Annotated in this window: 9 protein-coding genes; 4 read left to right on the forward strand and 5 right to left on the reverse strand. The window is 69.8% G+C overall.

Features of this window, described 5'->3' with window-relative positions:
* Positions 1–136: 136 nt before the first annotated feature.
* From ABT342_RS06985 to ABT342_RS06995, 3 genes are all read right to left on the reverse strand, one after another.
* A complete protein-coding gene (locus tag ABT342_RS06985; RefSeq protein ID WP_351568169.1) occupies positions 137–1417 on the reverse strand; it encodes an aspartate aminotransferase family protein in 1281 nt (426 codons plus the stop codon).
* Positions 1414–2622 (reverse strand): SDR family oxidoreductase, encoded by a 1209-nt coding sequence (locus ABT342_RS06990; protein ID WP_351568171.1) that lies wholly within the window; start codon positions 2620–2622, stop codon positions 1414–1416. Before ABT342_RS06990 ends, ABT342_RS06985 begins: the two co-directional genes overlap by 4 nt.
* 233 nt (positions 2623–2855) lie before the next feature.
* A complete protein-coding gene (locus tag ABT342_RS06995) occupies positions 2856–3989 on the reverse strand; it encodes an acyl-CoA dehydrogenase family protein (protein WP_351568174.1) in 1134 nt (377 codons plus the stop codon).
* Between the two features lie 300 nt (positions 3990–4289).
* Here ABT342_RS06995 and ABT342_RS07000 point away from each other — a divergent pair, with 300 nt between their 5' ends.
* The 4 genes from ABT342_RS07000 to ABT342_RS07015 all read left to right on the forward strand — a co-directional run bounded on the left by ABT342_RS07000 (position 4290) and on the right by ABT342_RS07015 (position 9779).
* A complete protein-coding gene (locus ABT342_RS07000) occupies positions 4290–5117 on the forward strand; it encodes an FAD binding domain-containing protein (protein ID WP_351568176.1) in 828 nt (275 codons plus the stop codon).
* On the forward strand, positions 5114–7840 hold the full coding sequence (locus ABT342_RS07005; protein WP_351568179.1) for a molybdopterin-dependent oxidoreductase: 2727 nt from the start codon (positions 5114–5116) through the stop codon (positions 7838–7840). Before ABT342_RS07000 ends, ABT342_RS07005 begins: the two co-directional genes overlap by 4 nt.
* Positions 7837–8820, forward strand: coding sequence for an antibiotic biosynthesis monooxygenase (locus ABT342_RS07010; RefSeq protein WP_351568182.1), 984 nt, complete (start codon positions 7837–7839; stop codon positions 8818–8820). The genes ABT342_RS07005 and ABT342_RS07010 overlap by 4 nt, the downstream gene beginning before the upstream one ends.
* Positions 8821–8912: 92 nt before the next feature.
* A complete protein-coding gene (locus ABT342_RS07015; protein ID WP_351568185.1) occupies positions 8913–9779 on the forward strand; it encodes a GyrI-like domain-containing protein in 867 nt (288 codons plus the stop codon).
* A 41-nt stretch (positions 9780–9820) separates the two neighbouring features.
* Here the strand turns inward: ABT342_RS07015 and ABT342_RS07020 are convergent, their stop codons facing one another.
* The gene (locus tag ABT342_RS07020; protein WP_351568188.1) at positions 9821–12637 is read right to left on the reverse strand and encodes a hypothetical protein; all 2817 of its coding nucleotides are present in this window, start codon (positions 12635–12637) and stop codon (positions 9821–9823) included.
* Positions 12634–13746, reverse strand: coding sequence for an ATP-binding protein (locus ABT342_RS07025; RefSeq protein ID WP_351568191.1), 1113 nt, complete (start codon positions 13744–13746; stop codon positions 12634–12636). Before ABT342_RS07025 ends, ABT342_RS07020 begins: the two co-directional genes overlap by 4 nt.
* Positions 13747–13750: the final 4 nt, after the last annotated feature.

The raw sequence follows: 13750 nt of genomic DNA on the forward strand, positions 1-13750 counted from the left end.
CCCTTCGAGATCACGGCGCCGCCAAGCCCTGTCGCGCTCGCCTGACCCGCTCACAGCGAGTCACCGCAAGGGGTTGACAACTCCATTGGGAATCCTTTCCACGGTCGGTAGAACGGTTCGGTGGAGCGGTCAACGGTCAGCCGATGCGCGTCGCCACGACGCGCAGTGCCTCGGCAAGAGCAGCGAGGAACAGCCGTACTTCCTCGTCGCCGGCGATCGCGGGCGGAGTCAGCCGCAGTACCCGGCCGGCGTTGAGGGAGTGGTTCACCAGGACGCCGCGCCCGACCAGTTCGAGGACCAGTTCACCGACGGCCTGTTCCGAGGTGAACTCCAGGCCGATCAACAGGCCCCGTCCCCGCACCTCGTGCACCAGGCCGCCGGTGTACGCGGCACAGGCGGCCCGTACGCCCGCGAGGAGGCGGGCGCCCAGCAGGGCGGCGCGGCCGACGATGTCCTCCCGGTCCAGGGTCTCGACCGCGGCCCGCGCCGCGGCGCACGCGAGGGGGGAGGCGCCGAAGGTGGAGGTGTGGAGATAGGGGTCACGGGAGAAGGGCCGGTAGGCCTCGTCGGTGGCGATCAGGGCGGCGACGGGGACCACTCCGCCGCTGAGGCCCTTGCCTGCCAGCAGGACGTCCGGGACCACGCCCTCGGCATCCACACCCCACCAGGCCCCCAGGCGCCCGAGGCCCGTCTGGATCTCGTCGACGATCAGGAAGGCACCGGACGCCCGGCACAGCCGGCTCACCTCCGTCAGATAGCCGGGCGGAGGGATCCGTACGCCCCCTTCCCCCTGCACCGGCTCGACGATGACGCAGGCGCGGTCGCCGAGGCCGGCGAGTGTGGCCGCGAGCGCGTCCGTGTCCCCGTAGGGAACCACCGTGCTGTCCGGCAGCAAGGGCTGGAAGGGGTCCTGGTACTTCGGGTTGGCGGTGGCGCTCAGCGCGCCCAGGGTCTTGCCGTGGTAGCCGCCGGCCGTGGTGACGAGCGTGGTGTGACCGTGGGTCCGGGCCAGCTTCAGGCCGGCTTCGGTCGCCTCGGTCCCGGAGTTGACGAAATGGACGTGGTCCAGTCCGTCCGGGGTGTGCTCGGCCAGAGCCTGCGCCGCACGGGCCGCGACCGGCTCCAGGAAGACCCGGCTGGCCAGGGGATGCGTGTCCACCTGCCGGTGCACGGCCGCGACCACGGAGGGGTGCCGGTGTCCCAGGATGAAGACCCCGTACCCGCCGAAGTCGAGGTAGCGGCGACCGTCCTCGGTGTGCACCCACGCACCCTCGGACGCCGTCTCCAGCATGCCGCCGAGCACGGTGCCCATCACTGCGCGGCCGGACGACAGGTGCTTCCGGTAGAGGCGGGCGACCTGCGCGCCGCCGGTGTCCGCCCCGGTGCCGGTGGGCCGGGTGATCGGAGTCGCGGTCATGACGCCCGCTCCCGCGCTGCCCTCGGCGCCGTCGCTGCCACAGGCACAAGCGGCTGGGCCTGTGGCTGTGGCTGTGGCTGTTGCTGTGGCTGTGGCTGTTGCTGTGCCTGTGGCTGTGCCTGTGCCCGGTGGCGTGAACGTGAGCCGATGCCGCCGGGCCCGGTCGACCAGGCTGTCAGATTACGGACCAGCGCCTGCTTGAGCGCGTCCTTCGACAGGGCGGAGCCGCAGTGCGGCGATCCCAAGGAGGACGCGAAGGGAAGGGCTCGCTGAAAGACCAGCAGCAGTTCCGCGTAGGTCCGGAAGCGGCGGCGCAGCGACTCCGGGAAGGTGGGGCCCTCGATCAGCGGCAGCAGCAGTCGGTGCACCGACTCGACCGGAATGAGCCGGGGAGGGTGGGGCCTCGGCCCGTGCCGTTCCGCGAACTCCAGGCACGTGTCGACCACTTCGCGTTGGAGCAGTGCCTGTGCTCCGGCCGTCAGCCAGTACTCGCCGGCGGTGACGCGATCGCGCAGCAGGTCGCCCACGGCACGCGCGACGACGTCCTGGGGCACCATGTCGATCCGCGCGTCGGGCGCTCCCGGCAGTACCGGAACCTGACCCTTCACAATCGCGCCCAGCGCACGCGTCAGCCCCTGCACCCCCGCGATACGGCCGGTGACCGAGTCGCCCATCACCACCGACGGACGCAGGATCACGCCCGGCACCGGGGCATCGCGCACAGCTTGTTCGGCCGCGGCCTTGGAGGCGAGGTACACGGCGGCACCGGGGAAGCGTTCCTGTTCCTCCGGGGCCAGTGGGTTGGCGATGAACGCGGTGCTCATGTGGTAGAAGGGCGCGTCGGCGCGGGCGGCGAGGTCGAGCATCGTGGCGGTGCCGCCGAGGTTGGCGCGCCGGATCGCGTCGGGCGCCGCACGCCAGTTGGTGGCGGCGCCGGAGTGCAGGACCAGATCCACTTCGGCGGCGAGCTGTCCGAGGTCCGCCTGCGGCAGGCCGAGACCGGGCTCCAGTAGGTCCGCGCGGACCTCGCGGACCCGTGGGTCGTTCAGGGGGGTGCGATGGCGTAGGCAGATGATCCGGAAGTCGGGCGACAGCTCGTCGATCAGGGCTCTGCCGAGTACGCCCGTGCCGCCGGTGAGCAGGATCGTAGGGAGTTCCGTGGACGGTGGAGGGCCGGGCGGAGCGCTGGGCCGGGACTGAGGCATGGCGATGATCCCCTCGGTCGGGTGAGGTGAGCCGGTGGCTCGTGACGGGCGGCGGCCAGGGACGGGCCGGGCAGTGGCCCGGGGCAGGTGGCGACGCGGGACAGGTCGGGCAGCGACCCGAAGCGGGCAGTGGCCCGGGGCAGGCAATGGCCCGGGACAGGCGGCAACGCGGTACGGGTAAGGCAGCGACCCGGAGCGGGCGGCGACCTGAGACGGGGCGTGGCCCGGAGCGGTCAGGCGATCGTCAGCGGCTCGCCGGCGAGGTACGCGGACAGCGGGCCGGTCATCCGTGACCTCGACGGCGGGTGCAGGGCGAGGCCGTTGGCGCAGGCGGCGAGGTACCCGACCTCGTCCGAGGTCATGAAGTTGAGCCCGCCGAGCAGTTCGACCGCCTGCGGGACGATCCGGGCGAGGCTGTCCTGCACGGTGTAGCGCACGTAGAGCGAGTCGGCGAGCGTGGACTCGTCGGGCGCGCCCTCGTCCACCCGGCGGGCGAGGCCCTCGACCGCCGCCATCGCACCCTCGATCTGTACAAGCAGCCTGACCCGTTCGGCATCGGGCACCCGGTCGTTGAGCAGCACCCGCTCCACCAGGGCGCTCGCGGCGCCGAGGTAGCTGCCGGTCATCAGCAGCTCGAACCAGACCAGGCCGGCGGTCTGCACCTCGTCCAGCCTCGCTCCGGCCGGCGATGCCGTCCGCACCAGCAGCTCCGGCGGCACCAGGACGTCGTCCAGGGTGACCTGGTCGCTCTCGGCGCCCGCGAGGAAGCTGCTCGACCAGAAGCCGCTGACGCTCAGCCCCTGGCTCTCCGCGGGGATCAGCGCCACCGCCGGCTCGTGTCCCTCCCCCTCCTCGCAGGGCACCATCACGCTGGCGGTGAGCAGGTCCATGGAGCGGGCGAGGCTGCACGGCCGTTTCACCCCGGTGATCCGCACCCCCTCGGGGGTGACGGTGGCGGACATGGAGGGTGACAGGATTCCGGCACCTCGTCGCCCTTCGGCGAAGCCGGACGCCATGAGGCGGTTGTCGGACGCGACGCCCTCGATGAGCATCCACTCCAGTCCCTCACCGGAGTCGCTCAGCCCGACCAGAGTGGCCATCGAGAAATGGTGCATGGTCGTCGCCACCGCGAGCGAGGGCGAACGGCTGCCCAGCGCGCGCTGCACCCGCAGGGCGTCGAGAGCCTTGGCACCTCTGCCGCGTAAGGCGACCGGGGCCAGCAGCCCAGGGCCGCCGCTCTCCCGGAACAACTGGATCCCCGGGCTCTTGGGTGTTTCCAGTGTCATCAGTGGCAGGGCGCTCAGACTCTCGTCGAGGCCGGGCAGCAAGGTGTCGAAGGTCGCGCGCTCACGCTCCAGGAATCTCATGTCGTGCCTGCTCCTTGGTCCTCGGATGCCGTCAACAGCGTCGCTTCTCTTTACGCGCCCGCCCCCGGGACCCCTCGGGTCGAAGTGAGGCCGGGGCGCCGATGCCCTGACGTGGCGAGGCCGGTCCGCTCTCGATACGCTTGACAGGAATCTCTGCGCCCGCCGGTCCCTCCTCGAGCAGGTCGACCGCAGCAGCCACCATGCGATTCCGTCGCTCGCGCCTGTCGTCTCGTGCCTGTCGTCTCGCGAATCTCACGAATGTCGTCTCGCGAATGCCGTGGTGAGGGAGATCGATTTCCCATGGACCTCAACACCATCACCGAAGTCGTCCGGCGGCCTTCCGCGCGGCCGGGCGCGGACTGGCGCGAAGGCGATGCCTGGCTCGCGGGCGGAACGTGGCTGTTCTCCGCGGAGCAGCCGAGCCTTCGCCGCCTGATCGACCTGACGGCGTTGCGCTGGGATCCTCTCGTACCGAGCGACGCCGGCCTGGAAATCGGCGCCACGTGCACCATCCGCGATCTGTATGCCTTCGCGCCGCCGGGCGACTGGATCGCGGGTCCCCTTTTCACGCAGAGCTGCGAGGCGTTCCTGTCCTCGTTCAAGGTCTGGAACTCGGCGACCGTCGGCGGCAATATCTGTATGTCCTTGCCGGCCGGCCCGATGATCACGCTGACGGTCGCCCTTGAGGCGAAGTACGAGCTGTGGGCTCCTGACGGGTCCGTGCGGAGCGTCGATGCACTCGAATTCGTCACCGGGAACAATCAGAACACTCTCACCCCCGGGGAGATCCTGCGGCGCGTCGACATTCCGGCGCGCGCCCTGAGGAAACACACCGCGCACCGCCGTTTCACGCTGACCCACCTCGGCCGTTCGACGGTCTTCCTCATCGGTACTCACACGCCGGGAATGAGCGACCTGCTGCTCACCGTCACCGCCGGCACGACGCGGCCCGTGCGTATGGCTTTCGAGACCATGCCCGATGCCGGGACTCTGCAGCAGAGCATCGACGCCATCCCCGCCGACGTCTGGTTCGCCGACCCCAACGGGACCCCCGACCACCGTCGCCACCTGACCAAGCACTTCGCCGAAGAGATTCGCCGCGAACTCATCACTGGGGGCCCGGAATGACCTACATCGTGAACGGCAGGAGCTTCGACGAAGAACCGGAACCGGGGCAGTGTCTGCGCAGCTTCCTCCGTTCGCTCGGCCACTACGGTGTCAAAAAGGGGTGCGACGCGGGGGATTGCGGCGCGTGCACGGTGTGGTTGGACGGCGATCCGGTGCACAGCTGCATCACCCCGGCTTTCCGTGCGGAGGATCGCGAGGTGACGACGATCGAGGGCCTCGGATCACCGGGCAATCTGCATCCGATGCAACGACGGTTCCGCGATGCCCCGGGATTCCAGTGCGGTTTCTGTACCGCCGGGATGATCATGACTTCGGCGACGTTCACCGAGGCCCAGAAGCAGGACCTGCCCCGGGCTTTGAAGGGCAATCTCTGCCGCTGCACCGGCTATCGGGGGATCGAGGATGCCGTGAAGGGCGTCGTCGGCGTGGAGTCGGCAGCGCCGGGAAAAGCCGTCGGGACGAGCGTGGGTGCGCCGGCCGCCAACGATGTGGTGACCGGTCGCGCCGAGTTCACGATGGACACCCATATCGACGGCATGCTGCATCTCAAGGTGCTGCACTCACCCCACGCACACGCCCGGATCGTCTCGATCGACAAGGCCGCCGCACTCGCGGTTCCCGGCGTGCACCGGGTCTACACCTGGGAAGACGTGCCGCGTAAGCGTTTCACCACGGCGATCCACACCGACCATCTCGTCGATCCGGACGACACCTTCATCCTCGACAGAACGGTCCGCTTCGCCGGCCAGCGCGTCGTAGCGGTCCTGGCCGACACGGTCGCGGCGGCGGAAGAGGGCTGCCGGAAGGTCGTCGTCGAATATGAGGTCCTGCCGGCGGTGTTCGACCCCGAAGAGGCAATGGCCGAGGGGGCGCCACAACTGCACGGCACGGATGATCCGTTCGCCCGCGATCCCGCGCACAACATCCTGCTGGAGATCCATGCGCACATCGGCGATGTCGACGCGGGGTTCGCCAAGGCCGATGTGATCCACGAAGGCACGTACTCCTCACCCCGAGTGCAGCACGCGCACCTCGAGACCCACGGCTCGATCGCGTGGATGGAGAACGGCCGTCTGAACGTTCGCACCAGTTCGCAGTCACCGTCGATCGCGAAGGTCAAACTCGCGCATCTCTTCGCGCTGCGCCCGGACCAGCTCCGCGTGTTCTGCAAACGCGTCGGCGGCGGCTTCGGCGGCAAACAGGAAGTGATCTCGGAGGATCTGGTCGCGCTCGCCACCCTGGACACCGGGCGCCCCGCCTGCTTCGAATACACCCGTGAGGAGGAGTTCACCACGGCTTCGCCCCGGCATCCGATGACGTTGACCGTCAAACTCGGCGCGAAGGCGGACGGAACGCTCACCGCGTTCCAGGTCCGCAATGTGTCGAACACCGGCGCCTACGGCAACCACGGCGGCGAAACGCTGTACGCGGGCGGCGCCGCCGTCATGATCTACCGCTGTCCCAACAAGAAGTACGACGCGTACTCCGTCTATACGAACAGCATTCCGAGCGGGGCACTGCGCGGTTACGGGATGACGCAACCGGCGTTCGCCGTGGAATCGGCGATGGACGAACTGGCACTCGCCCTGCACATCGATCCGCTGGAACTGCGACGCCGCAACATCGTGCGACCGGGTGATCCGCTCGTCGCGCTTCATGACGGCCCCGACGACGTACTGTTCACCGAGGACGGCCTCGCGAAGTGCATCGATCTCGTGGATTCCGCCATGGCCCGTACGGCCGATCAGCCTCCCCCCGGCCCGGGGTGGGTCGTCGGGTCCGGGGTGGCGAGTTCCCTGCACGAGACCGCGCCCCCGACCGAGCACATCTCCGAGGCCTGGGTCACGCTCGGCGACGACCTCATGTACGAGGTGGCTGTCGGAGCGGTCGAGTTCGGCGAGGGCACATCGACCGCGCATGTCCAGATCGCGGCCAATCAACTCGGCACGACGCCCTCACGGATTCGCCTGGTGCAGTCCGACACCGACCGCACGGGATTCGACACCGGCGCCTTTGCCAGTGCGGGCCTTTTCGTGTCGGGAAACGCGGTACTCCGAGCGGCCAACGCCGTGCGCGACCGCATCCTGGAATTCGCTGCCGCGCGCACGGGCGTCCATATCGTGATGTGTTCGATGGACGACGAGGGTGTCGTCTGCGGCGACCGCCGCGTGTCGTTGGCCGAGCTCGTGGCATCGGCCCGAGCGCGCGGGATCCGGTTCACCGCCGCCCGCAAGGCCTACGGCTCGCCCCGGAGCGTCACCTCCAATACGCAGGGATTCCGCATCGCGGTCCATCGGGTGACGGGTGAGATCCGTATCCTCTACAGCGTCCAGGCGACCGACGCGGGCGCGGTCATCAACCCCGAGCAGGTCCGGGGACAGGTGGACGGCGGTGTCGCCCAGGGAATCGGGTTCGCCCTGACCGAGAATTTCCACGTCGACGCGAACGGCGTCATGGTCAACCCGAACTTCCGCAACTACCGCATCCCCACCTACGCCGACATCCCCCGCACCGACGTGCTCCTGGTGGACTCCGCGGACTCCGTCGGGCCCATGCGGTCGAAGGGGATGGCGGAGTGCTGCATCAACCCGGTGGCGCCGGCATTGGCGAACGCGCTCCACGACGCCACGGGTGTCCGCTACCGCGCGCTGCCCCTGACTCCGGAACGGATCTACAGCAGGCTCGACGAAAGCCGGCCGGCACCGACGGGCCCGCGCAAATGAACACCGAACGAGCCACCGGACGAGCCGAGGACGCCGCGGCGACGGCCATCATCGGTCTGAAGGTTCTGCCCGGTCTGGAGCGGGAGTACGAAGCGTGGCAGGAGGAGGTCAACGCCGCCGCCGCCGACTACACCGGGTACCTCGGCGCGGAGATCTCCCCGCCGACACCCCTGCAACCGGACTGGGTGGTCGTCTACCGGTTCGACTCGATAGCCCATCTGCAAGCGTGGATCAACAGTGCGACCAGGCAGAGCCTTCTCGACACCGGCAGCAAGTACTTCGACGGGCCCGCGACCCAGCAGGTCGTCAGCGGCGGCATGCAGACACCGGATCCTCTGGTGACCGTGGTGGTGACGCACCGCGTTCACCCCCACCACGTCGACGACTTCCTCGACTGGCAGCGCCACATGAGCCAGGAGGAGAGCAAATTCGAGGGCTTTCGCGGAACCGAGGTCTTCCGCCCGATCGAGGGGCTGCAGGACGAATGGACCACGCTGTACCGGTTCGACAGCGCCGAGCACCTCGATGCCTGGCTGACGTCGGGCAAGCGGCAGGAGGTTCTCGCCGAAGGAGAGAAGTTCAACGACTTCAAACTGCGTACGATCGACAACTCGTTCGGCAGCTGGTTCGCCTTCGAGGAGAACGGCAAGGAAGCGCCGCCGCCCTCGGAGACCAAGACCGCCCTCGCGGTCTGGGTCGGCCTGTACCCCACCGTCGTGCTGCTGACGCTCGCCCTGTCGCCGCTGCAGATGCCGCTCTGGCTCGGGCTGCTCGTGGGCAATCTGCTCTCGAGCTTCATCATGAGCTTCTTCACGATGCCCTACTACGTGAACCCGCTGCTCAAGCGGTGGCTGCGGCCCGCACCGGACGAACCGGCGGCGAGGACCAACCGCACCGGCCTCGGTATCGTCGCCGCGGTGACCGTGTTCTGGGCCGTGGTCTTCTACCTGGTCACGACCCAGTTCTGGACGCTGCCCTGACCTTCCCCACCCGACCGGACCGGGCACAGGATGTCGGGTCCGGCAGGGTGGACCCTTCCTAGCGTGGGTGAGCGAACGGGAAGGAGACCGGGGTGCTGGAGCGGCTGAACCAGGCCATGGATCACATCGAGGACCACCTCGACCAGCGGATCGAGGTGTCCGACCTGGCGAGGATCGCGCAGACGTCGGAGCACCACTTCCGGCGGCTGTTCTCCGCGCTGGCGGGGATCCCGTTGTCGGAATACGTCCGGCGCAGACGACTGACGGTCGCGGGGGCCGAGGTGCTGGCCGGGGAGCGGACGCTGCTGGACGTCGCGGTGCGTTACGGCTACGGCTCCGGGGAGGCGTTCGCGCGGGCGTTCCGCGCGATGCACGGCGTCGGTCCCGGTGAGGTCAGGCGGGTCGGTGCGAGCCTGCAGTCCCAGCCACGGATGTCCTTCCGCCTCATCGTGGAAGGGAGCAGCAGCATGCGGTACCGGCTCGTGGAGAAGGAGCGGTTCCGTGTGGTCGGGAGGAAGGCACGCGTCCCTCTGGTGCACGAGGGGGTGAACCCCGCCATCGCCGCGTTCATCCGGGACATCGGCCAGGAGACGTCGCAGCGCATCCGGAGTCTGTCCGATCAGGAGCCGGAGGGGATCGTCTCGGTGAGTGACAATCTGGACGAGAGCCGCGCCGAGGGAACGGAACTCGACTACTACCACGGTGCGGTGACCTGCGCCGTCGCGCCCGAGGACATGGACACACTGACCGTTCCGGCCGGGACGTGGGCGGTCTTCAAGAGCTCCGGGCCGTTTCCGCAGGCGCTCCAGTACCTGTGGCGGGACGTGTTCACGCAGTGGTTCCCGTCCAATCCGTACCGGAGCCGGCCGGGGCCCGAGATCCTGCGGACCCGGTTGTCCGAGGACGCGGCCCGGGCTGACGCGGAGCTGTGGATCCCCGTGGAGCGGACGGCGGTCTGAGCGGGAGCGCGCGGCGGCCCGGGGCCGCCGCGCGCCCGGGGTCACGGGCCGGCCAGCAACGCCTCCAGTGCCATCGCCGTATCCGGATGACGGCCGGCGAGGACCGCGCCCGTCGGGCCGGGACCGGCCGATTCCCACGTCCCGTCGCAGCCCAGCAGACTCGCCACCGCGTCGCAGGTCTCCGGGTGGGCGGCGAGCAGCACGGCACGGCGTCCGCTGTCCGCGCGTCGCGTCCGGTGCGCGGTTCCCGGCTCCGGCTGTGCCCGCCACGGCGGCACCCATGCGTCCAGCGCGGCGAGCCGGCCGGGGAAGATCCGCCCGGCCTCGCGGATCAGCAGCGGGGCCAGCTCGGCGCCGCCGGACCGAACGGTGGTGATCAGGGTCGGCAGCCACGGCAGGAGCACCGGGTCCGGCAGGCGTCCGAACGCGTTCGACACCGCCTCCACGACGAAGTCGGTGAGGTTCGGGACGGGCTCCAGGGCGTGCAGGAGGCCGCTGAGGTAGCGGGGATAGGCGGACACCACCATGGGGTTGCCGAGCAGCTCGTCGCACCGTGCCCGGAGGTCCGCGCGGGAGAGGTGGCCGAGCTGCGTCTGCGCCGCCCACAGCAGCGCCGTCTTCGACGGGTCCCGCGGGTGCGACTGGGCGACCGCCAGCTCCAGCTGGGTCCGGTCGCAGCCCAGTGACAGCGCCAGGCTCTCCATGCTGAACAGGAAGCCCAGCATCGCCGCGACCTGGCGGACGGTGGCGTCGTCGTCGGTGAACGCCGTCGGCAGCAGGGTGCAGTAGTGCGCGTAGCCGGTTTTGACGAAGGATTCGATCCACGGCGGCAGCACCGGCTCGCTGGTGCGGTAGTACGCCAGCAGCCGCCGCACCCGGCGCAGCACCTCCGGCGCGCCGTCGACGCTGCGCTCGGCCGACAGCGCCTCCAGGGCGCGGGTGCCCAGCTCGTCGGCGAGGCGGCGGCTGCGCAGGTACAGCGTCGCGTCCTCGACGGCTTGCAGGACGGTCGCCGCGGTGGCCTGCGGGTCGTACGCCGTGCGGCGCAGGCGCTGCTCCAGGACCTGCTCGATGCTGACGCCCTCGTAGCCGAGCTCGATGAGGGCCCGCTGATGGGTGCCCAGGGCCAGGTCCCACGACTCCTGGATCGGCCGCTCGCCGAGCCGCCGCTCGCCCATGATCGGCCGGGCGGCGCCGTGCGGCATCAGGTACCGCAGCATCCACAGCACGTCGGAGCACTGCTCCAGTTCCGGCTGGGAGGCGATGTCCAGCAGTGCCCGCTGCACGCCGCGCTGCTGAAGTTTCAGGTTCAGCGGCGCGAGCCTGTCGTGCACGTCGCGGGCGAGGGGTGGCAGGGCGTCGTAGCCGACCTGGCCGATCCGGTCGCCGCCCATCATGATCTCCACGAGGCGGCGTACGTCGCGCCGGCCCGGCACGGTGTCCTTCTCGATGCAGGTGACGGCCGCGTCCTGGAAGTCGTACGGGGTGGGCTTGGCCCGGTCGCGCATCCCGGCGAGCAGGATCGACGTCTCGAACACGGCGATGGCGTCGGCGGTGGACGCGAGGTAGCCGTTGCGGCGGGCGGCGCGCACGATCTCCACCGACCAGCCGAGCAGTTCGGCCTCGTCCAGCCGGTCCATGACCGGCGGTTGCCGCAGGAAGCCGGTCAGCTTGTCGGAGGGCGGGAGATCCGGTACGGGAGCCGCCGCGGCGGCGGTCTTCCTGGCCTTCGGCTTCTTCGCGCCGGCTTGTCCCGCCAGACGGTACGGCTCGACGCGGGTACGCCTGACGTTCTTGGCCCAGAGCGTCGCGGCGATCGACACCGAGCCGGCGGCGAGGGCGAACTGCGCCTCGATCGCCGCGTGACTCGACGGGATGAGGCCGTGCTGCCACTTGGTGGCACTGCGCGGGCTGATCTCGAAGGTGTCCGAGCCGTGGACGCCGAACTCCTCGACGCGGCTGGCGGCGTGGAAGGCGCCGCAGACGTAGAGGCAGTCCGCGGGGTCGGTATCCGTGGCGGCCAGGTGTTCACGCATCCTGGTCCACATGTAGCGCTCGCGGTCCTCGTCCACGCGCACCCGCTGCGGGTCACCGGGTGCGAGGCGCCGGAAGAGGCTGCCGATCAGGAGCATGACCTGGCGGTAGGTGTCGTGGTCGCTGTCGCCGAGCGGCAGTTCGACGTACTGGTGCCACCACTCGGACCAGTGCCGCACCCTGCCGTGGCGCAGCAGGTGCTCCTCCAGTTCGGCGAAGCGCGGGCGCAGGTCGCCGATCTCCACGCCGACCGCGTCGCCGTGGAGCTGGGCCTCCTCCTCGGCGGGCGGCACGTCCGGCCCTTCCGTTCCGGCGTCGCCGGCCTCCGCGGAGTGCGTCGCGCGCGCGTCCCACTGGAAGACGTGGTCCGAGGAACGGTCGACGAGGACCAGCTCGACGCCCGGTGTGTCCAGGGCGTAGGCGATGGCCTGGTACTCGGCCGAGGCCTCGGTGAGGGGTGCGACCACGGACAGCGGGGCCCAGTCGGGCGGGAAGCCGTCGATCTCGGTCGCGAACGCCTGGACCGCCACCGGGAGCTTGCAGTTGCGCAGTTCGGTCAGCAGCGGCGCCAGATCCTCGCACAGCTCCAGGTACACCACCTTGGGCTGCTTCTCCCGCAGGCGGCGTGCCATCGCGATCGCGGAGGCGGGCGAGTGGTGGCAGACAGGGAAGATCTCCAGTGGCTCGCGCACCGCGCGGTCGACGTCGTCGACGATGCCGAGGAGGATGCCCTCCAGAGCGTCGGGCCCGTCGGCGAACGTCGAGGCGGCCTCCTGGAGCTGTGCGCGCAGCGCTTCGAACGTTCCCTCGTGCGTGCCGCTCATGACAGGGTGGCGATCGCGTCGCGGCCGCCCTCCAGGAACTCCGGCCAGGATCCGCCCTCTTCCTTGCTGCGCGGCTCGACGACCCCGTGCAGGTACTTGTTGAGGATGGCCAGGTCCTCGGGCTCGCGCCGCGCCAGCGATCCGACGAGCGAGGAGGCCAGCGTGTGGGCGGTCAGGGCGCGCTCGCCGAAGAAGTTGCTGTGCAGGATCGCGTCCTCGAGCACGCCGATCTGCTCGGCGGTGGACAGCGCGGATTCCAGCTTCTCGTCGTCACTTCCGGCCGCGGCCGCCGAGGCGCGCAGGTCGGCGAAGCTCTGCAGCAGCACGTCGAGCAGGGTCGGCGGCACGTCCAGCTCGATCTGGTGGCGGCGCAGCAACTCCTCGGTACGGAAGCGGACGATCTCCGCCTCGCTCTTCTTGTTCGTCACCACCGGGATGCGTACGAAGTTGAAGCGGCGCTTGAGCGCCGAGGACAGGTCGTTGACGCCCCGGTCGCGGCTGTTGGCGGTGGCGATGACGGAGAAGCCGGGCTTGGCGAAGACGATGTTGTCGCTGTCGAGTTCGGGAACCGAGATGTACTTCTCGGACAGGATCGAGATGAGCGCGTCCTGGACGTCGCTGGTGGAGCGGGTCAGCTCCTCGAAGCGGCCGATCGTGCCGGTCTCCATCGAGGTCATGATCGGCGAGGGGATCATCGACTCCCGCGACTGGCCCTTGGCGATGACCATGGACACGTTCCAGGAGTACTTGATGTGGTCCTCGGTGGTGCCGGCCGTGCCCTGCACGACCTGCGTGGAGTTGCGGCAGATCGCGGCGGCCAGCAGCTCCGCCAGCCAGCTCTTGCCGGTCCCGGGGTCGCCGATGAGCAGCAGGCCGCGGTCGGACGCCAGGGTGACGATGGCGCGCTCGACGACGCTGCGCTCGCCGAACCACTTCTGCGGGATCTCCCGGTCCAGGCCGTCGGAGCGCTCGGAGCCCAGGACGAACAGGCGGATCATCTTCGGGGACAGGCGCCAGGAGAAGGGCTTGGGGTTGTCGTCGACGGACTCCAGCCAGTCCAGTTCCTCGGCGTACTTGATCTCGGCGGGGGCGCGCAACAGGTCGGACATAACA

It is taken from the genome of Streptomyces sp. NPDC000410 (assembly GCF_040300305.1).
Classification (GTDB): Bacteria; Actinomycetota; Actinomycetes; order Streptomycetales; family Streptomycetaceae; genus Streptomyces.